A 21,841-nucleotide genomic window follows, 5' to 3' on the forward strand; every position below is an offset into this window, starting at 1 on the left:
GCTGATAGCCTGGAGAAACGGCGACAGCCGACCGGGTGGGGAGGACATGACATGCCGGCAAACGGCGCAGGGCGCGGCGTGACGCGCCGCCAGGTGGTTGCAGGCGGCGGGGTTGCCGCGTTTGGGCTTCTGGCGCCCCGGCGGCCGGCCGAGGCCGCAGCCAAGGCGGTTCCCATCACCGTGGTAATCAACCAATCGCCGTGGTTCGACAGTTTCCGCAAGGTCGTTGAGCTGTACGAGAAGGACACCGGCAACAAAGTCGAGCTGGACGTCAATCCATTTGCGGGATCGCTCGAGAAGCAGCGCAACTCGGTCCGCGCCGCGCAGGGACAATACGATCTCCTGGTGATGAACAGCGGCTGGTTCGCCGAAATGTATTTTGGCGGCTTCCTCGAAGCGATCAGCGACATCGACCCGGCATTCAAGCTGGATCCCGACATCTACACGCTCGACAACACGGTTTATTTCGACGCGGCCAAGAAGACGATGACGCCAAGCGGCAAGCTGATGTCGGTTCCGATCGCGCCGCTGATACCCCTGACTTATTATCGCGGCGATCTCTACAAGGAGGCGGGGCTGGTGAAGGCGCCGGAAACCTTCGCCGAGCTCGAGGCGAATGCGAAGCGCCTCAACAAGCCGCCGAGGCGCTACGGCATCGTCCAGCGCGGCGCGCGCGGTCCCGCATCGGTCAGCTACGATTTCTATCCCTACCTCTACGGGTTCGGCGGCGGAGTCTTCAAGAACCAGGCCGCCGGAGACTATTCGGTGACGTTGAACAACGAGGCGGGCCACACCGCGCTCGACTACTACCTCAGGCTCGCGAAGGAAGCCGGTCATCCGCAGACAGCCTCTCTCGAGCAGGCTGAAGTCATCCAGAACATGGTGACCGGCAAGGCCGGACACATCATCGTCGTGGTTTCGGCATGGTCGCAGATGGATGATCCCGACAAGTCTTTGGTCGTCGACAAGGTCGAATTCGCGGTCCCGCCGCATGCGCCGGGCTTTTCGCCGGGGCCCGGTCTTGGTCATTGGCTCGGCGGTATCGCGCGCAATGTTCCCGACGATCGCAAGCGTGCCGCGGTGGAATTCCTGCGCTGGTTCCAGACCGCCGACGCCCAGCTCGCTTACGCCAAGGCCGGTGGAATCCCCGTGAGCGCGGCAACCTATCGCGACCCGATTTCGCAGGAGCGTAAGTTTCGCTGGATGAAGCCGCTGAGCGAGGCCTTGCCGCACGCCGTCAACATCTACCAGTTTCCCGAGGCCAGCGAAGTGATCTCGATCCTGGAGCTTGGGCTCAATCAGGCCGTCGCCGGCAACCTCACCGCCGTCGCGGCGCTCAACAGCATGGCCGGGCAAATCCACGACGTGATGTCCAAGCACGGCTACAAGACGGGCGTGGAGCCGCCCTTGCGCTGAGGAACGCATGGAGCCGATTGCAGGTACTGCCGCCCATGCGGCACCGTTCGCAGCCGGCCAACCGGCCCTGGCGAAGCGGCCTGCCGCTGGCGATTTCGATCGCGGTTTCGATGAGCGCGTCTGGCGCTGGGCGGCATTGTCGCCTGCGCTCGTCTTGTTGCTGACACTCAGCGTGCTGCCCCTGATCAATCTCTTCATCACCAGTTTCTTTACGGTCACCTGGAGCGGGGGGCACTCCAGCCTTGCGCCCGCGGGACTCTCCAATTATCGGGCGCTGGCAGGCGATACGCTGTTTCGCGCCGGTCTGCTCAACACCATCCTGTTTGCCGCGTTCGCGGTAGGCGGCCAAATGCTGTGCGGCTTTGTGCTGGCTCTGCTGTGCAATCAGGTGACGCGCGGTCGCGTCCTGTACCGGACCATTTTTATCCTGCCGATCCTCGTTCCGGGCATCGTGGTCGGCGCGATCTGGAAGCTCTTGCTCAATTTCGACTTTGGCCTCGTCAACCAGGCGATCGGACTGATCGGGTTCGATCCCGTCAACTGGCTCGGCTCGGCCAGCACCGCGCTCGCCTCGGTGATCTTCGTCGACATCTGGCACTGGACGCCGTTCTGCTTCCTGCTGTTTCTCGCAGGTCTTCAATCCCTCCCGCTCGACGTCTATGAAGCGGCCAGAATCGACGGGGCTTCCGCCTGGCAGGAGCTCGTATACGTGACCCTGCCGATGATGCTGCCGACCATCATGGTGACGTTCGCCTTCCGCCTCGTGCTTGCATTCAAGGTGTTCGACGAGGTGTATCTCCTGACCGGCGGCGGGCCCGGAACGTCCACGCAGGTCGTGAGCTACACGCTCTATCAACGCTTCTTCCGCGAGGACCAGACAGGGTACGGGTCCGCCATGTCGATCGCGGTGATCTTCATGACGTGTCTGTTGCTCGTCGCTGCGTTCTCGTCGCGCCGGCAGACGGGAGCCGCCCGATGAGCGCGGGAGCCAGGGGTGCCTCACGATCGTGGCTCGCGCATGCGGCGCTCGTCGGAGCCGCCGCATGCGTCGCCGTGCCGGTGATCTGGGTGGTGCTGGCCGGCTTTCGCACGCAGATTTCGCTCCTGTCCGGTGCATTCTGGTTTACGCCGGTGTTGAAGAATTTCAGAGAGGTACTGTTCTCGAAGACTTCCGATTTCCTCCTCAACTACCTCAACTCGCTGATCGTCGGCGCGCTCAGCACGCTGATCTGTCTCGTTGCCGCAACGCTTGCAGCCTGGTCGCTGCACCGGATGCCATGGCCGCGCTGGTTCGTGCACATCTTCTTCGGCTGGGCGCTCGTGTTTCACATGTTCCCGCCGCTCGCGCTCGCCAGCGCCTGGTTCACGATCATGCGCAGCATCGGCCTCGACAACACGCTCACTGCCGTCATCCTTGCGCATACCGTGCTGAACCTGCCGATGGCGCTGTGGCTGATGGGCGTGTTTGTGCGCGACGTGCCCGTGGAACTCGAAGAGGCGGCACGGCTCGACGGCGCCACCACGCCGGTTCTGCTGCGGCGGGTCGTGCTGCCGTTGATCGCGCCCGGGTTGGCGGCCACGTCGATCCTGACCTTCGTGTTCAGCTGGAACGAGTTCGGCGTCGCGCTGACGCTGACGATGAAGCAGACCGCAACCGTGCCGGTCGCCATCGCCAAGTTCGCGCAGGACTACGAGATCCTCTACACCCAGATGGCCGCCGCCGCGGCGCTTTCAATTCTTCCGGCATTGGTGCTGCTGATCATCGGCCAGCGCTACATCGTGGCCGGGCTTACCCAGGGTGCCGTGAAGTGAAGCGCCTCTGCAAGTCGAAGGAATGCCCATGAAGACGGTCTTCGTCCTGTTCGATTCGCTCAACCGTCACCTGCTTGGCGCTTATGGCGGCCATCGTATTCCAACTCCGAATTTCGACAGGCTCGCCGCGAAGACGCTCACTTTTGAAAAGCACTATGTCGGCAGCCTGCCATGCATGCCGGCCCGGCGCGACATGCTGACCGGACGCCTCAGCTTCCTGCATCGAAGCTGGGGGCCGCTCGAGCCGTTCGACGCCGCCGCGCCCGAGCTGTTGCACCGGGCGGGCGTCTACAGCCATCTCATCACCGATCACTTCCACTATTGGGAGGACGGCGGCGCGACCTACCACAACCGCTACAACAGCTATGAATTCGTACGCGGCCAGGAGGGCGATCCGTGGAAGGCGATGGTGCAGCCGCATTGGGAGCGGCTGCGCGAGATGTACCACGCGCGCCAGTTCACCACGGAGCGGCGCAAATATCACTCGCAGAACATCATCAACCGAGAGTTCATCAAGGAGGAAAAGGATTTTCCGTCCGTCCAATGCTTCGCTCATGGCTTCGAATTCCTCCAGTGCAATCGAAACGCCGATAACTGGCTCCTGCAGATCGAGACGTTCGATCCGCACGAGCCATTTCATGCGCCGGCGCGCTTCAAGGCGCGGTTTGACACGGGCTGGAACGGACCGATCCGGGACTGGCCGCGCTATGGCCGGGTCGATGAGCTGCCGGCCGAATGCGAGGAGCTGCGCGCCAACTATTATGCCGTGGTATCGATGTGCGACTTCCTTCTCGGACAGTTGCTTGACGCGTTCGATCACCATGACATGTGGAACGACACAGCCCTCGTCGTCACCACCGACCACGGCTTCCTGCTCGGCGAGCACGATTTCTGGGCGAAGAACCGGATGAACCTCTATGAGGAGATCGTGCATATTCCGCTGTTCGTGCACGATCCCCGCTTTCCCCAGCCGGGTGAGCGCACCGCGGTGCTGACGCAGTCGATCGATCTTGCGCCGACGTTCCTCGATCTGTTCGGAGTGGCGCCGCCGCCGGAGATCGAAGGGTATTCCGTCCTTGCGGCGGCGCGTGCGGCACGGCCGCTGCGCGAGGCGGCGCTGTTCGGCTATTTTGGCGGCGCCGTCAACGTCACCGACGGCACCTACACCTACCACCGCTTTCCGGCCGATCCGAAAAATCAGGAACTATTCCAGTATACGGTCATGCCAACCCACATTCATTCCGCCTTTCTGCCGGAAGAACTGGCGGGCACGAGCCTCTCGGACGGCTTCCCGTTCACCAAGGGCGCGAAGGTGCTGAAAGTTCCGGTGATCGAACGCTCGCCGATGTATCTCAACTACGGTCCCGGTGCGTTGCTCGAGAACGACACGCGTCTCTACGACCTCGCAGCCGACCCGGGGCAGCAGCATCCGCTGAAGGATCCGGCGCAGGAGCGGCGACTTGCCGCGCTGATGGCGCAATTGATGGCGGCCAACCAGGCTCCGCCGGAAGCGTTTCGGCGGCTCGATCTGGTCGAGCCTGCGATCGCGCTCCAGCACGAAACGCAATCATGACCGGCGAGGAGCTGCGTTCAAGGGTTGGCGACCTCCGGCAGTTCGCCAGTGTCAGGCGCATTGTGCTGGACGACGGCGTGGAACGCGGCGTGCGAGCGCTTGCCTTCTCGAGCGGCGGTGGCCTTGACTTCTGGGTGCTGCCCGATCGCTCGCTCGATATCGGTCCCCTGTGGTGGAAGGGTTTTCCCGTCGCCTGGCAGAGCATGGCCGGGTTTCGCAGTCCCGCCCTGCATCATCCGGAGGAGGATGGCGGCCGCGGCTACGGCCGCACCAATTCCGGATTTCTCGTAACTTGCGGTCTCGACCATATCCGCCAGCCCGCCGATGGACATCCGATGCATGGACGGCTTCCGTTCACACCGGCGCGCGTGACCGCCTATGGAGAGGACTGGGAGCGGGACGACCCTCTGCTCTTTTGCGAAGGCGAGATCATGCAATTCCGCTTCGGCGGCGAGGCGCTGAGGCTGCAACGGAGGATCGAAGTGCCGGTCGGCGGCAACCTGCTGCGAATCCGCGACACGGTGGTCAATCTGGGAAACGAGCGGACGGCGCAGGCGAGCCTGTATCATATCAATTTCGGCTATCCGGCGCTGGCGGCAGGATCGACGGTCTCGCTCGGCGGGCGCAAGCTCGTCGAGGTGAAGGCGTTTCCCGATCGGTCGGCGAGTTCGGAATCCATCAGCTTTCCCGTCGAGGACATCGATGCGCAAGCGGTCTGCACGCTCAACACGCCGCTCGAGCGGGGCGCGATGTTTCGGGTGAGCGTCGCATTCGACGCCGCGACACTGCCCCACCTGCAACTCTGGCATGACCTGCGGCCACATGCGTGTGTTCTGGCGATCGAGCCCTGCACGAGCGCGAAGCTCGACGGAACGGAGAGGGACCTGAACCCGGGCGATGCGCGTTCCTACAGCGTCGACATTGGTTTTGATCGGACATAGCGGTCGCCATTTCTGTCGCCCGTATTCCCCCGGAATTGCTGCCGTCGTCGCCTGATTGTCGTTGAGCGCTGGTAATCGCGATTCAATGCAGGCGGGGACCGATTCGGGCGCCTGCAAAGGCGAGGCGTTAACGGGTTCCTGTTTGGGCAAGCCCGGTCGTCACCGCTCTGTCATGGGAATCTGTTAAGGGCGCGCGCATGGGAAGTGATGCTGTTGGTGAGGAAAGCCCGGAGCGGCGCTTTCGCACTTTGTTTATCTCCGATGTCCATCTCGGAGCCCGCGGCTCGCAGGCCGACAAGCTGCTCGACTTTCTCCGCAGCCACGACGCCGACACCATCTATCTGGTGGGCGACATCGTTGACGGCTGGGCGCTGAAGTCGAACTGGCACTGGCCGCAATCGCACAACGACTTCGTGCAGAAGATGCTGCGCAAGGCGCGAAAGGGCGCCAAGGTCATCTATATCCCCGGCAATCACGACGAGTTCCTGCGCCAATACTACGGCACGCATTTCGGCGGCATCGATGTGGTCGAGAACGCCGTGCACACCGGCGTCGACGGCAAGCGCTTCCTCGTGATCCACGGCGACATCTTCGATCTCGTCGTGCAGAACGCGCGCTGGCTCGCCCATCTCGGCGACAAGGCCTATGATTTCGCGATCCAGATGAACCGCCTGGTCAACTTCTTCCGCCGCCTGTTTGGCGTGCCCTATTGGTCGCTGTCGCAATGGGCGAAGCAGAAGGTGAAGAACGCCGTCAATTATATCGGCGCGTTCGAGCAGGCGCTCGCGGCGGAAGCGCGCCGCCATGGCGCCGACGGCGTGATCTGCGGCCACATCCACTATGCCGTGATCCGCGACGACCAGGGCATCCGCTACATGAATTGCGGCGACTGGGTCGAGAGCTGCACCGCGCTTGCCGAGCATGAGGATGGGCGCTTCGAGATCATCACCTGGACCGATCCGCAGGGGCGCGTCGCGCCGGTGCCGCAGATCGCCGCGCGCGCGGCCTGATGCCTGATTGACGAGACTTGCCGCGACCGGCACCTCGCGGCCTGCGACAGGAAGCGTCGACTTCGTGCCCGAACATCCCCGCTGCGCCGCTTGAGGCCATCTTGCGGGCCTGCTTCGGGATGCGTTAAGACGCCGACATGAAAAACATTCCCCAGGAAAACACCACCAAAGACTTGCCGGTCAGCCCGGCCGACATCGATGCCGCCGCCAGGGTGATTGCGCCTTTTGCCGTGCGCACGCCGCTATTGTCCTCTCCAGTCCTGAGCGCGCGCCTCGGCGCCAGGGTTTTCCTCAAGCCGGAATCGCTGCAACGGACCGGCTCGTTCAAATTCCGCGGCGCCTTCAACAAGCTGTCGTCGATTCCGGAGGACAAGCGCGGCGCCGGCGTGGTCGCTTTCTCGTCGGGCAATCACGCGCAGGGCGTGGCCGCGGCGGCGCAGCTTCTCAACATCAAGGCGACCATCGTGATGCCGGCGGACTCGCCGGCGCTGAAGCGCGAGCGCACGAAATCCTATGGCGCCGAGGTCGTGCTGTATGACCGCGACCGCGAGGACCGCGAGGCGATCGCGCGCGACATTGCCGTCAAGCGCGGCGCGACGCTGGTGAAGCCCTACGATGATCCCCTGATCATCGCGGGCCAGGGCACCGCCGGCCGCGAGATCGCGGAGGATATGGCCTCCCTTGGCATCACGCCCGATATCGTCGTGGCGCCGGCCTCCGGCGGCGGCCTGATCGCCGGGATCGCGACCGCCGTGAAGGCAAAATTTCCGAACACGCAGGTCATCGTCGCCGAGCCGAAGGACTACGATGATCACGCCCGTTCGCTGCGCGCCGGCAAACGCGAGGCGCATCAGGCCAAGGCGCGTACCATCTGCGACGCGCTGATGGCGGACATGCCCGGCGAGATCACCTTCGCCATCAACGGCAGGCTGCTCGCAGGCGCCGTCGACGCCTCCGATGAGGAGGTCGGGGCGGCGATTGCCTTTGCGTTTCGTGAATTGAAGCTCGTGGTCGAGCCGGGCGGGGCGGTCGGGCTTGCCGCGCTGCTCGCAGGGCGGATCGACGTGCGCGACAAGACGATCGTGATCGTGCTCTCCGGCGGCAATGTGGACGCCGATCTGTTCGCAAAGCTCATCGCCTGAGCGGAAATGCAAAGGGCAGACCCTCTCGGCTCTGCCCCATCGTTGACCATCGCCGCGGTCAGAAGCGGCGTCTAAAACCGCCGCCGCCTCCGCCCATCATGAGGTGCGTGCCGCCACCACCGCCGCCACCAGTCATGTGGGCCTGCGTATTGGCGAAGCGGTTGCTGCGCAAGACATTGGTGTTCGAGACCTCGCGCCGGTCGAGCTGCCGTTGTGGCACGATTGTCTTCTGCGGTTTGAAGACGCGGTCGTTGTGACCAACAATGTGGTCGTCGTGAACGAAACTGTTCTTGCTGTCATGTGACGGTACGGACGGCTTCTGCGCCTTGAGGACCTGGGTGTTGTGACCCACGGTGCGGTCCTCATGTCGAAAATTGTGCTCGCTGCCCTTGTCATGTGACGGCAGGTTCACGATTTTGCCGAGGGTCGGCGCGGTGTTCAGGCCCGTGTGCACCGGCATCGTCGTGATTTTTGCGTTGCTCGACAGCGGCAATTGATGCTGGAAACCGCCGCTTCCTTTCAGGAGATGATCGGCCTGCAGCAGCGGCATGGTCCTTGGTTGCGATTGCAGATGCAGCGCCACCTTGGCATACGGGCTGTCCAGGTGATGGTCATAGAAGTTTTTGTAGGCGAGCGGCGAGTTCGCCAGCACCGCCTGATGCCACGCCGCGGCCAGCGTCAAATTGGCGAGCAGACGGCGAATGCGATCGCAGCGCGGGTCGTGCGGAAAGCGCACGAGGAACTCCTGATAGTATTGCGGCGAATCCTCCGACACCACGTAGTCGTAGACTTGGTCCACCGCCTCCCACGGCAGGTTGGATGCCATCTGCACCACCGGGCCATGCTCGGGCGCGCGGGCCGACGCCACCGCGGTATCGCCGAAGAAGTAGAAGTCGCTCGTCGCCGACGAGCTCTCCCACGGCGTTTGCAGTCCTTCTGTCTCGTGATTTACCTCGAGGCGGATGCGCTTGAACAATTGCTCGATCGGCAGGTTCGGCTCGCGCGCGAGATGCAGGAAGGCCTGGGTGTAGGGGCTGTGGCCGTTCGCGCCGTCGAGTGCTTCCGCGCCCGGCGCGGTTGAATAGCCGACGATCGAGCGCAAGGGTGCGTCGACGATCGCAAGTCCGCGGCTGGAATCGTCGAGGTTGGGGAACGGATTGTTGCGGCAGGAATCGAGCATGACGATGCGCAGCCGGCTCGGGATCGATTCCAGTGTCGCCATCAGATCGACCAGCCGGACGCCGTTGCTCACGAGATCGGAGGGGCTTGCGATCCTGGCGTCGACCGGGATTAGGTAGTTCTCGCCGGCGACCTGCACACCGTGGCCGGCGTAATAGATCATCGCCACCGTATTCGGTCCGTGCTCGGCGACCTTGGCGGAAAAATCCTGCATGACCTCGATCATGTCGTTGTGCGTCAGGTCGGTCGCGGCGATCACGTCGAAGCCGGCCGAGTTCAGAAGTTGCGCAACCGATTGCGCATCATTGTCGGGATTGGCGAGCGGCGTCGTGTTTTCGTATTTCGAATTTCCGATCACCAGCGCCACACGTTGCTCAGGCCCTGGCAGCGCCTGCGCCGGCGCCTGGATGCGGTCGAGTTCCGCGGTCTGGGTTTGCGCGAGAGCCGTTTCCCGCCCACAGCAGAGCAGGCCGGCAAGCAAGCTTGCGGCAAAGAGCAGCGATCCGATGCGAGACGAAATGAAAGAGGACATGGCGTCTTCCTCGACAAAGATCTCAAGCTGAGACGGGTCGTGGAGACGCTAGAGCGAAGCGCGGCACGCGTACGTGACGCGAGTCACTAACGGAGGCGTGGGGAAGAGTTTGGATCGATTCACGAAAAGAACGCGATCTTCTCGGCCTGGCTCATGCGGCGGATCGGCGCGAGCGGATCGCTGGCGGGACTATAGGGTTTGCGCAGGATTCCGCTCGCGATCAGGGTCGAGCCGAGCGAAGGCGTGGCCTCGGGCTCCGGTGCAACGGGAGGCGTGGCCGAAAGCGTGGGCTGTAGCGCCGGCGCCCGTGCAGGGACTGGCGGTCCTCCGTGCGGCGATGGCGCCTGTGTTGAGACCGGCGTGACCTCCTCAAGCTCGCGCACGAACGATGTTATCGGCTCGACGATGGGCGGCGTGGTGACATGCGCGGGCTCGCTCTCGGCAACGACATCGGGAAAATCGTCGGTGTGGTCGGGGTCGGGCGCGGCCATTTCGGCTGCAACCAGCTCGAGCACCGCCTCGTCCTCCGCATCGTCCTGGGTAAGCTCCGGTAGCTCTTCTTCAGCAGCAGTGGTTTCGACGGGCAGATCCGGTTCGTTGAATGCGGTCTCCACCTCGCTTGGAGAGAGTTCGTCATCCGCTTCGGCGGGCGCAGCGGCCAGATCTACGGCAACGGGGGCAGAAGCGAGCGCTATCGGCGGCGTCGGCCTTGCGGCTTGCACCAGTGCTGCGGTCTGCTCAGGTGCTGCAACCTGCACAGGCGCGGCCTCGGCTTCGCTGCTGTTCCGGAACGCTTCGATCTCGGAGCGGATGATCTCGAAGGCGGCACGCAAGGCAACGCGCGGGTCGGTCGCGGCAAGCTGGGCGCAAGCCGTGTCGATCGCGGCCACCTGCGAATCAATCAGGTCGCAAATCCGGCCGTCGGCGCCGATCTCGCGCCAACGCCAGGAGATTTCCTTGATGATGCGGCTGCCCTTGCGGATTGGCGCAAGGTTTTCCTCGAGCCGCAGCCCGTCGAGCGCGTTGGAGGCGGCGCCTTGCGCCCTCTCCACTGCGCCTCGAATCGAAGTCAGCGCTGCAGGCAGACGGTCGACGACCACGGGCGGTGGCGGCTGTTTCTGCGCCGCCAGTGTCTCCTCGATTCGCGCCACTGCATCCAGCACCATGCGGGTATCGGCATTGCGGTTCCGCTTGGCATATTCATCCAGAAACCAGCGCCCCCGCGCGGTCTCCATAAAGGCATCGCGGATCGCCTCATAGTCCTCCTCGCTCGGCAGGCTGGCGCGAGCGGAAATCGGCGACAGGGCGAATGCTTGGTTGGCCATGACAGACTCAGGGCGCGCAAATCAGCGCACATTGCGCTAACGATCACCATGAACTCGCCCGAATCGCAATTGAATTGATGTCGCCCCCCTCACAAATCCCCACCGCATCACAGGCCGCCGCAAAGCGATTCGCGACCCGGCTGGCGCTGGTCTATGCCACCGGCTTCGGGATTGTCGGCACGCATCAACCCTTCTTCCCGGTCTGGCTGAAGGCGGTCGGCGTCGATGCCGCCTGGATCGGGGTCATCACGGCCGTTCCTTCGGTGACACGTTTCACGACGCTGCCTTTCGTCACGAGCTTTGCCGAGCGGCACCAGGCGCTGCGCGGCGGTATCATCGCGATGGGCTTTGCAACCACGGTCGGGCTCGCGATCGTCGGCCTGCAGCACCTGGCCGTGCTGATCTTCCTTGCCTATGCGCTGACCTGCTGCATATGGACCCCGATGGTGCCGCTCATCGACGCCTATGCGCTGCGCGGCATCCGTCAATTTGGTCTCAAATACGGTCCACTGCGGCTATGGGGATCGGCGGCGTTCATCGCTGGCGCGCTCGCCTGCGGCGCGCTGATCGATGTCATCGCGGCGAGGGACCTGATCTGGATCATCACCGCGATGGCCGCCCTCAGCGCGCTAGTGAGCCTTGGGCTCAAGCCGCTGGCCCCGCTGAAGCCGGCTCCTGTTGCGCATCAGGGCGCAAGCGCACTGCTGCGCGACAAGGGCTTTCTCGCCATCATCCTCGCTTCCGCGCTGATCCAGAGCAGCCACGCCGCCTATTACGTCGTCGCCTCCATTACCTGGCAACAGGAAGGCTTTGGTGGATTGACGATCGCGACACTATGGACGCTCGGCGTGCTCGCCGAGATCGTAGTGTTCGCGCTGTCGCCGCGATTGACCTTGCCGCCGGCGATGCTGGTGATCATCGCGGCCAGCTGTGCGGTCGCGCGCTGGCTCATCACGGCGCAGGCGCCGCCGATCGCGATCCTGGCCGTGGTCCAGACCATGCACGGGCTAACGTTCGGACTCACCCAGGTCGGCACCATGGCCTTGATGGTGCGTCGCGTGCCCGGACATGTTGTAGCGCGCGGGCAGGGCTATCTCGCTGCCTGCAGCGGGATGGTCACGGGCTCTGTCTATATCCTGACAGGCGCGATCTTCGCCCGCTACGGGCAGAACGTCTACTTCGTGATGGCCGGCATCGCGGCCTGCGGCGGATTGGTGATGTTTTCGGCGCGCCGCCTGTTGATGGATCATCCCCACAGCGCGGAGTCCGGTGGGTGAACGAGACTGCCGTCATAGCGCAGCCCGTGATCGCGATCGCGCGCGAGCAGCAGCGGGCCGTCGAGGTCGACAAAGCGCGCCTCCGCGGCGAGCAGCATCGCCGGCGCCATCGCAAGCGAGCTTGCGACCATGCAGCCGACCATGATGTCGAAGCCGAGCGCCTTCGCGGCGTCCGCCATGGCGAGCGCTTCCGTCAGGCCGCCGGTCTTGTCGAGCTTGATGTTGACCGCGTCATAGCGCCCGCGCAGCCCATCGAGCGATTTTCGATCATGGACGCTCTCATCCGCGCAGACGCGAACCGGCCTTCGGATCCGCCCCAGCATCTCGTCCCAGTCGGAAGGCAGCGGCTGTTCAACGAGGGTTACACCGGCCTCGGCACAGGCCGCGAGATTTTGCTCGAGGTTCGAGGGCAGCCACGCCTCGTTGGCATCCACAATGAGCTCGGATTTCGGCGCGGCCCGGCGGACCGCCATGATGCGCTCGCGGTCGCCATCGCCCCCGAGCTTGATCTTCAGGAGCGGCCGGTGCGCGGCCTTCTCGGTTGCGGCCGCCATGTTCGCAGGCGACGCCAGCGAGATCGTATAGGCGGTGGTGCAGGCCTGCGGCGCCGGCCGGCCAAGCAGGTCCCAGGCGCGTTGAGCCCTGCTCTTGGCTTCAAGGTCGATAAAGGCGCAGTCGAGCGCATTGCGGGCGGCGCCCGCGGGCATTGCCGCCTGCAAGGCCTCGCGGTCGAGCCCGCGCCCTACCGCCTCACGCATCGCTTGAAGGACTTTGAGCGTTTCCTCAGGCGTCTCGCCATAGCGGGGATAGGGCACGCATTCGCCGCGTCCGGTATGGCTGCCTCGCTTCAACTCGGCCACCACGCTCACAGCCTCGGTCTTGGCGCCCCGGCTGATGGTGAAGGAGCCTGTGATGGGAAAGCGCTCGATTCGAACGTCAAGTGTTGGAAATTGACTGGAAGTCATTTTAATGTCAGGCGATTTTTGAACCATGCGCTTGCGGGGCGCGACCAACTATGGCTGGTTAGGGGTGCCTTCGACAAGGCGAGCCTTGCGCAAAGCGGGGGATGCCGGGTGAGGGGCAGGCGCAGGAGCTATCAGTTGTGAACGGCGACCCGACCCTGGAGCGGATTGCGCGCGGCAACGGGCTTGCGCTGTGCGCGGCGGGACCATGGACCGCTCCGTTTGCGCCCTTGTTGGAGGCGATCGTTGCCGATGCCGAGAAGCTCGCCGGCAGCCGGCCCAACATTTTCATCGATGTCTCGCAGATCTCCAGGCTCGACACGTTTGGCGCCTGGCTGATCGAGCGGCTGCGTCGCAGCCTGACGCAGGGCAGTATCGAGGCCAAGATTGCCGGGCTTTCGGCCAATTACGCGAGCCTGGTCGATGAAGTGCGGCGCGTGAAGGACGCGCCTGCGGTCGAACTGACGCCGCTAACGATCGCGGGCATGCTGGCCCAGGTCGGCCGCAGCGTGGTCGGCATCAGCGACACCTTTGTCGGGCTGATCGACATGCTTGGCGCGGTGCTGGTGGCGGCGGGCCGGGTGGCCCTGCATCCCCGCGATTTCCGCCTGACCTCGACCGTGCACCATCTGGAGCAGGTGTGCTGGCGCGCGGTGCCGATCATCGTGCTCATCACCTTCCTGATCGGCTGCATCATCGCGCAGCAGGGCATCTTCCATTTCCGCCGCTTCGGTGCCGATATCTTCGTTGTCGACATGCTGGGCGTTCTGGTGCTGCGCGAGATCGGCGTGCTCCTGGTCGCGATCATGGTCGCCGGCCGATCGGGAAGCGCCTATACCGCCGAGCTCGGCTCGATGAAGATGCGCGAGGAGATCGATGCGCTGCGCACGATGGGGTTTGACCCGATCGAGGTGTTGATCCTGCCGCGTCTGCTCGCGCTCGTGATAGCGATGCCGATCCTGGCCTTCCTGGGCGCCATGGCTGCGCTTTATGGCGGGGGCCTCGTCGCCTGGCTCTACGGCGGCGTCGATCCCGAAGCGTTCCTCTTGCGTCTGCGCGACGCGATCTCGATCGACCATTTCACCGTCGGTATCATCAAGGCGCCGGTGATGGCGGCAGTGATCGGCATTGTCGCCTGCGTCGAGGGGCTCGCGGTGCAGGGCAGCGCCGAATCGCTCGGCCAGCACACGACGGCCTCGGTGGTGAAGAGCATCTTTTTCGTGATCGTCATGGACGGTGTGTTCGCCATCGTCTTTGCGTCGATCGGGATGTGACCATGGCGCAGGCTCCGCAACCGATCTCCGAAGCCGTCATCAGGGTCCGCGACATCACCGTGCAGTTCGGTTCGACGCGCGTGCTCGACGGTCTCAACCTCGACGTCAAGCGCGGCGAGATTTTGGGCTTTGTCGGCCCCTCCGGCGCCGGCAAATCGGTGCTGACGCGCACGATCATTGGTCTCGTGCCGAAAGTCGCAGGCCGCATCGAGGTGTTCGGTGTCGACCTCGACAAGGCCGACGACGCGCAGCGCCGTGCGGTCGAGCGCCGCTGGGGCATCCTGTTCCAGCAGGGGGCGCTGTTCTCCTCGCTCACCGTGCGCCAGAACATCCAGTTTCCGGTGCGGGAATATCTCAACGTCTCGCAGAAGCTGCTCGACGAGATCATGGTGGCGAAACTCGTGATGGTCGGGCTCAAGCCCGAGGTCGCCGACCGATTCCCCTCGGAGCTCTCCGGAGGCATGATCAAGCGCGTGGCGCTAGCGCGCGCGCTCGCGCTCGATCCGGAGCTGGTGTTCCTGGATGAGCCGACCTCAGGCCTCGATCCGATCGGCGCCGGCGACTTCGACGAGCTGGTCCGGACCCTGCAGCGCACTTTGGGCCTGACCGTTTTCATGGTAACTCACGATCTGGACAGCCTTTATACCGCTTGCGACCGTATTGCCGTTTTGGGGAACGGTAAGATCATTGCTGCAGGATCGATTGCCGACATGAAGGCATCGCAGCATCCCTGGCTGCGGCAATATTTCAACGGCAAGCGCGCCCGCTCCGTTGTGGGCTAATACCGGAGTTAACATGGAAACGCGGGCGAACTATGTCCTGATCGGGTCCTTCACGCTGGCGGTGATCGCGGCCGCGTTCGGCTTCGTTCTGTGGTTTCAGAGCCTCCACACCACCAAGCAGCGCAGCCCCTTGCGGATCATCTTCGAGGGTCCCGCGGCGGGCCTCCGCAACGGCGGCAGCGTGAATTTTAACGGTATCCGAGTAGGCGAGGTGATCAAGGTCAAGCTCGACAATCCGCGCCGCGTGGTTGCACTGGCGCTGGTCGAGAAAAACGCGCCGATCCGCAAGGACACGCAGGTCGGCCTGGAATTCCAGGGCCTCACCGGCGTTGCCGCGATCTCGCTCAAGGGCGGCGCCGAGGACGCACCTCCGGTGCCGCTGGGTGACGACGGCATTCCCGAGCTCACTGCAGATCCGAACAAGCTGCAGGACGTCACCGAAGCCATCCGCGGCACGTTGCAGAACATCAACAAGATCGTCGCCGACAACCAGGAGGCGGTGAAGAACTCGCTGCATAATCTGGAAACCTTCAGCCAGGCGCTGGCGCGCAACTCCGAGCGGATCGACGCCATCATGGACAGGGTCGACGGCGTCATGGGCAAGGCCGACGATCTGATGCTCGGCCTCAATACGCTCGCCGGCGGCAAGGATGGCGGCGAGCTGTTCCAGACCGTGAAATCCATCCACGAGCTTGCCGAAGATTTTGACAAGCGCTCGGGCGCGTTGATGTTGGACGGCCGCAAGACGCTCGCCGATATCAGCCGCGCCGTGAACAATTTCGACCGCAACCCGACCCGGGTGATCTTCGGCGCGAGCGGCACCTCGAGCAGTGCCCAGGCCGCGCAGCCGGCACCGGCGCCTGCAGTCGAGAGGCGGCGGTAGTGGGTGGCGAATGGCGAGCGGCGAATAGCGTGCAGGGAAAACGAACAAGAACGGAGGCCGCGAGGCCTCCGTTTTTGATTCGCTACGCGCTATTTGCTCTTCTCACCCCAGCCGTCCGGCCGCGTGTGCGAGCAGGGTGTAGACGAGGCCGGTTTCCGAGGTGAGGTGGCTGCGCAGCGCCTGCGGTCCGCGATCCTCGCGCGCGACCTCGTCGAGCAGCCGCTCGAACTCGGTGATGTAGCGGTCCACCGTCTGCTTGAAGCCGCGGTCGGCGCGGTACTTGCGGGCGACCTCGTCGAAGGCCTTCTGCCCCGCCGGCGTATAGAGGCGCTTGCTGAACGCCTTGCTCTCGCCGCGCTGGTAGCGGTCCCACATCTCGGCGGCGAGATTGCGGTCCATCAGCCGGCCGATGTCGAGCGACAGCGACTCCAGCGGGTTGCCGGAGGCCGGCTGCGGCGCGCGGCCGCGCGAGGGCGCCGGAGGCGCATCCCGGCTCCCTCCGGTGTCGGCCCGGTTCAACAAGTCGGACAGCCAGCCGTCGCGGCCCTGATCGGCCGGGCTGACCGGCGGAGCCTCGGTGCGGCGCGAGGGCACGCCGAGGTCGGGCGGGGGCAGGCTGGATGCACTCCCGCCGCCGGCGTCGCGTACGCTGCCGGTGTCGCGCATGTCGCGCACGCGGGTGTCACCCCGGCCGCCAACGGCCACCACCGCGGGCTCCTCCTGGCGCTGCACGCTCGGACGCGCCTGGCTCACCACGTCCATTCCGCGGCCGTGATGGGCGACGATGCGGTTGAGCTCGGCGAGCGCCTCGATCTGGTCGACGATCACCTTGCGCATCTGCGCCGTGCTCTCGGCCGCCTCCTGCGGCATTTCGAGGACGCCGCGGCGGAGCTCGTTGCGGGTGGCTTCGAGCTCATGATGCATCTGGGCGGCCATCTGTTTCATGCTACCCACCAGATTGGCGAACCGCTCGGCCGACTGCTTGAACATCGAGTCCGCTTCTTCCGTGGTCTGCCGGTAGATGTCGTGCATCGTCTCGACGGTCTGCCGATGCTCTTCCTCGGAGGCGGCGCGGACCGCCTCGAACTGGCGACTGATCGCAGCCGAGCCGGCGCCGGCCGTTTCCGCCACCACGCGCGCGATGTCGCGGGCGCGCTCTTCGGCAGCCGCCAGCGATTCATCGAGCAGGCTCGTGAAGCGTGACAGCCGCTGATCGAGATCGGCGGTGCGCAAATCGATGGTCGTGACCAGCGATTCAAGCGTAGCCTTGCGCTCGGCGACCGAGGTGGTGGTGGAGCGGTTGGCCTGCTCGACCACCGCGGCGGCCTCGACGAGCGTGCGGCCATGGCTGTCGAACTGGGCGGACAGCGAACCCAGATCCTCCAGCGCCTTCGCCGTCTTGTCGTTGAAGATGCCAAGCTGGTCCTGAAGCGTCTGCGTCGCCGCGCCGTTGCGCGAGGTGACGTCGTTCATGGCCGAGACGAAGTCGGCGACGCGGGTCACGAGCGCGCGCTCGAGCGAGTTGAGGTTGTCGTGGGCGCCGGTCAGCACTTCCTGCAGCAGGATGTTGCCTTCGCGCAGCCGCTCGAACAGCGCGACCGTGTCGGTGCGCAGGATCTTCGAGGTCTCCTGCATTTCGGTGACGGCCGCCACCGAAACCTGGCGCGACTGCTCGATCGCCGCCTTCGAGGCCTGCTCCATGTCCCTGAGCGAGCGGTTGAGCGCGCCGGTGGCGAGCTCGCCCGCGGAGGTGATGGTCCGCGCGACGTCGTTGCCGTTGCCCATCATCGACTGTGAGAAGGCCTGGCCGCGGGTCTCGATCGACTTCAGCGCATCCGAGGTGACGCGGTCGATCTCGACCGTAAGCTGGCCCGTCTTGGCGCCGATCGCTTCCACCAACAGGCCGCGCTTGCCGTCGATCGCCTGCGACAGGCGGTCGGTCTGCTGCTGCACGTAGGAGACGATCTCGTCGGTCTTGCCGGTCATGGCCGAGCCGAACGCGTTGCTGGCGGACAAGACCGCGCGCTCGATCTCGGAGGCGGTCGACTTGACCTTCGAGGAGACGTCGTTGGACGCATTGACCAGCGCATTCTGCGCGTTGAGCGCGGAGGTCTGGATGTTGTCGGTGGTATTGGCGGTGACCGTCGAGAGGGCGCGCTCGATATCCGACGAGATCGCCCGGATCTGGGTTGCGGCGTCGGCCGAGGTCGCCGTCAGCGAGCTCTGCGCCTCGCGCGCGCTGTTGAGGATCGAGGCGGCGGTGTCCGCACCGACAGCCGACAGCGTGCGTTCGACGTCGGCGGCGAGCGTCTTGACGTGGTTGGCGGCCTCGGAGGAGGCGGTCACCAGCGTGTTCTGGGCATCGCGCGCGCCGGCCGCGATGGTTTCGGCCGTCGAGGTGCCGACAATCGACAGCGAGCGCTGCACGTCGGCGGCGAGCGCCTTGACGTGGTTGGCGGCATCCGAGGACGCGGTCACCAGCGTGCTCTGGGCCTCGCGGGCGCCGGCCGTGATCGATTCCGCGGTCGCGGTACCCGCGATCGAGAGCGAGCGCTGCACGTCGGTCGCAAGCGTCTTGACGTGGCTGGCGGCGTCGGAGGAAGCCGTCACCAGCGTGTTCTGCACTTCGCGCGCGCCGGAAAGAATCGAAGCGGCCGTCGCGGAGCCCGCGGCCTGCAGCGCCCGTTCGACATCGGCCGACAGCGACTTGACCTGGTTTGCGGCTTCGGTCGAGGCCGTCACCAGGGTCGACTGCGCGTCGCGCGCGCTGTTGAGGATCGAGTTGGCGGCGCCGGTGCCGACCGCGCTCAAGGCGCGCTCGACCTCGGAGGAGGTGAGCTTGAGCTGGGCGCCGACGTCGGAGGAGACCGTCAGCAGCGACTGCTGCGCCGTGCGGGCGCCTGTCTGGATGGTCTCGCTGGTGTTGACCACGAGGTTGGTCAGCGAGCGCTCGGCATCCTCGACATGCGATTTGATGCCGGCCGACAGCAGCTCGGCGCGCGCCATCAGGGCGTCGCTCGCCTGCCGACCGCTGCTCTCGATGCGGCCCGCCACGGCTTCGACGCGCGAGCCGAGCAAGTCCTCGAACTGCGCGATGCGTGTATCGATGTCGGTTGCGACCGCGCCGACCTTGCTCTCGATGCCGGAGTGGATCTCCTGGAACCGCGCTGCGATGGTGCTGGCGAGCTCGGTGCTGCGGCCGTTGATGGTGTCGGAGACGTTGGCGATGCGGGTGTCGACTGCCGCGATCGCCTGCGCCGTGCCGTCGGTCAGCGAGGTGGTGAGCTGGGTGAGGCGGGTATCGAGCGACTGGATCACTTGTGCGGTGCCGCCCGTCAGCGAGCTCGTCAGCGTGGCGATCCGGCTGTCGATGGTCTCGGTCACGGACCTCGAACGTGTGTCGAAGCTCGTCTCCAGAAGCTTCAGCTTGTTGTCGACGATCTCGGTCACCGAACTGGAGCGGGTCGCAAAGGTGACCTCCAGCGCCTTCAGACGGTTGTCGATGGTCTCGTCGAACGACTGGATCTTGGTGTCGAGCGAGGTGTCGAGGTGCTCGACGCGGCCCTGCAGCGTGGTTTCGAACTGCGCCAGCCGCTGGTCCATGGCGGCGGTGATCTCCCCGCCGTTCGAGGTGACTTTGCTGTCGAAATTGTCGACATAGTTCTTCAGGGTGTCGTTGATGTCCTGCGTGCGTTGACCCATGCGATCGACGATCTCGCCCCCGAAGGTCTTCACCGTGCGGTCGAACTCGGAGATGTGGCGGGTGATCAGCGCACCAAGCGTGCCGGAGTCGCGCGCGAACTTCTCGGCGAGCTCCGCACCTTGGTTCTTCACGAGCTCATCGAACGCGCTCATCTGCAGCGAGAGCGTGTCATGCGTGGTCTCGGTCTGGCCGACGACCTTGGCTACCAGCGCGTTGACGGTGGCATCGAGCGCGTCGCTTGCCTTGTCGCCGGAAGTGAGGATCGAGGTCGCAAGCCGGTTGCCGGCGTCGTCGATCTTGCCGACGAGGTCATTGCTGCGCAGCTCGAGCTCGAGCAAGAGCGAATCCGAGGAGTTCTTCAGCGAGTCGTGAACCTGCTCGGTGCGGTCGGAGATGCCGTCGACGATGCCGGAGGAGCGTTGCTCGAAATCAGAGGTGATGCGGTCGATGCGCTCGTTCAACATGTCGTGGACCCGGTCGGCGAGATCGACGAACTCGTCGTGCACGTGGCCGGTTTTGAAGTTGAGGCTGGTGGTGAGGCGCTCGGAAGCATCGAGCACGGCGCGCGTGGTCTCGGCGCTCGCTTCCTCGAGGCGGTCGAGCAGGTCGCCGCCGCGCTCGCCGAGCGCGAGGATCATGTTGTCGCCGGCATTGGAGAGCGCGGAGGTGATGTGGGCGCCGCGCTCTTCCAGCGCACTGGTGATGCTTTTCGCCACCTCGTCGACGCGGGAGGCGATGGCATCCGAGATCAGCGCGATGTCGTGGCGCAGGTCGATCTGCACGCCGGAAATGGCGCTACGCACCTGCTCGGCCTGGCCGACCAGGTTGTCGCGCTGGTGGGCGATGTCCTGCAGCATCGCGCGGATGCGCACTTCGTTGTCGGTATAGGCGCGCTCCAGCGCCGCCACTTCGTTGGCGACCAGCGTTTCCAGCTCGCCCGCGCGCGCGATCGCGCGCTCGATGCCGTCGCCCATCGCCGCGACCTCGCGGCGAATGGCCTGGCCCACCGTGACCATCGAGTCGCTCGCCGAGGTTTCCGGATCCGAGAAACGGATCGCGACCTGCGCCATCGACTGCGCGATCATGCGCAATTCCTGGCCGCGCCAGGAGAGACTCGCGAGGAAATAGAACAAAAGCACCGGCGCGAAGAACAGCGCCACAAGGCCAGTCATCACCAGCACGCCGCCCGCGCCCTGGCCGATCGAGGCCTGCAGCGAGGGCAGGAAGCTCACGGTGAGCAGACCGCAGCCGATCAGCCAGACGCCGGCGAAGAGAGTAGCGAGCGTATAGACGTTGCGCGCCGGGCGGCCCTTCTGGATCGCCTGCAGGAGTTGTCCGATGGTCTCGCGATCGTCGTTGGCCGCACGGCGCGCGGTCGGCGCGCGGGACTCTTCAATCGGCTCGAACACCGGCATCTCCGCGCTCGGGCGCGTCTCGAAAACCGGCTCGTTGAAATCTGGCGTCACAGGCGGGATCGGCGGCGCCGGCTCGCTGCGCGGAGCGCTGCGGCTGGTGTCGGCGGCAGTATCGCTGATGTTCAAAGCTTCCTGAATGGCAGAAAGCGCAACCTCAGTAGGGTCTTTGACCTTCTTGGGATTGTTTGCCATGTGAGTCCGAGCCCTCTTACTAAACGCATGCCCCCGGCGAGCCTTGCGTGAGCGCCCCCCGCAAGCTCGAGACCGGCATCAAAGCCGTATGCGGCGTCCCAGCGCGACCCAGCGGGGCGCGCGTGTCCGCAAATCCGCCAAACATCCTATTGGCTGTGTGGCGTGAATGAAATGGCGGACCTTAATACAATCTTAATCATCGTTAACAGCACAAGCCGATAAGGCATTAAAAGTCCACGAAATTCCCAGTTGCTTTTGCAGATTGCGGCGACTTGTCGTCAAAAACGCGGCAAAGTATGGGCCGGTACGCCAAACGTTCTGTTAACCATGTTCTCCATTGCCAGCAGGAAGCGCTGGTTTCGGCAAGGGAAAAGGCAGGCGCGTTCGGCTTAATCCTCAAAGTACACATGCCGCGGATATCTC

General features: G+C 64.7%; 15 protein-coding genes. 11 read left to right on the plus strand and 4 right to left on the minus strand.

The genetic code is table 11. From position 1 onward, the window contains the following. The first annotated feature begins 51 nt into the window (after window positions 1-51). From VKR55_RS00780 to VKR55_RS00810, 7 genes are all read left to right on the plus strand, one after another. Window positions 52-1,416 (plus strand): extracellular solute-binding protein, encoded by a 1,365-nt coding sequence (locus VKR55_RS00780; protein WP_324398885.1) that lies wholly within the window; start codon window positions 52-54, stop codon window positions 1,414-1,416. Between the two features lie 7 nt (window positions 1,417-1,423). Continuing rightward, window positions 1,424-2,395 carry a carbohydrate ABC transporter permease gene (locus VKR55_RS00785; RefSeq protein ID WP_324398886.1) on the plus strand — a complete coding sequence of 324 codons (972 nt, stop codon included), beginning with the start codon at window positions 1,424-1,426 and terminating at the stop codon, window positions 2,393-2,395. Then, window positions 2,392-3,228: a carbohydrate ABC transporter permease gene (locus VKR55_RS00790; RefSeq protein ID WP_324398887.1), complete on the plus strand. Its 837-nt coding sequence runs from the start codon at window positions 2,392-2,394 to the stop codon at window positions 3,226-3,228. Before VKR55_RS00785 ends, VKR55_RS00790 begins: the two co-directional genes overlap by 4 nt. 28 nt (window positions 3,229-3,256) lie before the next feature. Further along, window positions 3,257-4,801 carry a sulfatase gene (locus tag VKR55_RS00795; protein WP_324398888.1) on the plus strand — a complete coding sequence of 515 codons (1,545 nt, stop codon included), beginning with the start codon at window positions 3,257-3,259 and terminating at the stop codon, window positions 4,799-4,801. Further along, on the plus strand, window positions 4,798-5,742 hold the full coding sequence (locus VKR55_RS00800) for a DUF4432 family protein (protein WP_324398889.1): 945 nt from the start codon (window positions 4,798-4,800) through the stop codon (window positions 5,740-5,742). Before VKR55_RS00795 ends, VKR55_RS00800 begins: the two co-directional genes overlap by 4 nt. Window positions 5,743-5,939: 197 nt before the next feature. Further along, complete coding sequence (locus tag VKR55_RS00805; protein ID WP_324398890.1) at window positions 5,940-6,752, plus strand: UDP-2,3-diacylglucosamine diphosphatase; 813 nt, start codon at window positions 5,940-5,942, stop codon at window positions 6,750-6,752. A 137-nt stretch (window positions 6,753-6,889) separates the two neighbouring features. After that, the gene (locus VKR55_RS00810; protein ID WP_324398891.1) at window positions 6,890-7,894 is read left to right on the plus strand and encodes a threonine ammonia-lyase; all 1,005 of its coding nucleotides are present in this window, start codon (window positions 6,890-6,892) and stop codon (window positions 7,892-7,894) included. A gap of 58 nt (window positions 7,895-7,952) precedes the next feature. On the opposite strand, the gene VKR55_RS00815 is transcribed toward VKR55_RS00810, so the two are convergent. Together VKR55_RS00815 and VKR55_RS00820 are read right to left on the minus strand one after the other, a co-directional pair. Continuing rightward, window positions 7,953-9,605, minus strand: a complete 1,653-nt coding sequence (locus VKR55_RS00815) for a caspase family protein (protein WP_324398892.1) — start codon at window positions 9,603-9,605, stop codon at window positions 7,953-7,955. A 119-nt stretch (window positions 9,606-9,724) separates the two neighbouring features. Continuing rightward, a complete protein-coding gene (locus VKR55_RS00820; protein WP_324398893.1) occupies window positions 9,725-10,930 on the minus strand; it encodes a hypothetical protein in 1,206 nt (401 codons plus the stop codon). Window positions 10,931-11,007: 77 nt separating this feature from the next. On the opposite strand from VKR55_RS00820, the gene VKR55_RS00825 reads away from it, so the two are divergent. Then, window positions 11,008-12,207 carry an MFS transporter gene (locus VKR55_RS00825; RefSeq protein WP_324398894.1) on the plus strand — a complete coding sequence of 400 codons (1,200 nt, stop codon included), beginning with the start codon at window positions 11,008-11,010 and terminating at the stop codon, window positions 12,205-12,207. Here the strand turns inward: VKR55_RS00825 and dgcA are convergent. Further along, on the minus strand, window positions 12,177-13,172 hold the full coding sequence (gene dgcA / locus VKR55_RS00830; RefSeq protein WP_324398895.1) for an N-acetyl-D-Glu racemase DgcA: 996 nt from the start codon (window positions 13,170-13,172) through the stop codon (window positions 12,177-12,179). The two genes, VKR55_RS00825 and dgcA, sit on opposite strands and share 31 nt — an antisense overlap. 137 nt (window positions 13,173-13,309) lie before the next feature. Between dgcA and VKR55_RS00835 the strand changes: the two genes are divergently transcribed. The 3 genes from VKR55_RS00835 to VKR55_RS00845 are packed head-to-tail and all read left to right on the plus strand — an operon-like array spanning window position 13,310 to window position 16,108. Further along, entirely contained in the window at window positions 13,310-14,443 is a 1,134-nt protein-coding gene (locus VKR55_RS00835; RefSeq protein ID WP_324398896.1) for an MlaE family ABC transporter permease, read from the plus strand. A 2-nt stretch (window positions 14,444-14,445) separates the two neighbouring features. Continuing rightward, complete coding sequence (locus tag VKR55_RS00840) at window positions 14,446-15,225, plus strand: ABC transporter ATP-binding protein (protein WP_324398897.1); 780 nt, start codon at window positions 14,446-14,448, stop codon at window positions 15,223-15,225. 13 nt (window positions 15,226-15,238) lie between these two features. After that, window positions 15,239-16,108: an MlaD family protein gene (locus VKR55_RS00845; RefSeq protein WP_324398898.1), complete on the plus strand. Its 870-nt coding sequence runs from the start codon at window positions 15,239-15,241 to the stop codon at window positions 16,106-16,108. Window positions 16,109-16,210: 102 nt separating this feature from the next. Here the strand turns inward: VKR55_RS00845 and VKR55_RS00850 are convergent, their stop codons facing one another. Next, window positions 16,211-21,418 carry an apolipoprotein A-IV repeat region-like domain-containing protein gene (locus tag VKR55_RS00850; protein ID WP_324398899.1) on the minus strand — a complete coding sequence of 1,736 codons (5,208 nt, stop codon included), beginning with the start codon at window positions 21,416-21,418 and terminating at the stop codon, window positions 16,211-16,213. Window positions 21,419-21,841: the final 423 nt, after the last annotated feature.

The organism is Bradyrhizobium sp. (assembly GCF_035309285.1).
In the GTDB taxonomy this organism is placed as follows: domain Bacteria; phylum Pseudomonadota; class Alphaproteobacteria; order Rhizobiales; family Xanthobacteraceae; genus Bradyrhizobium.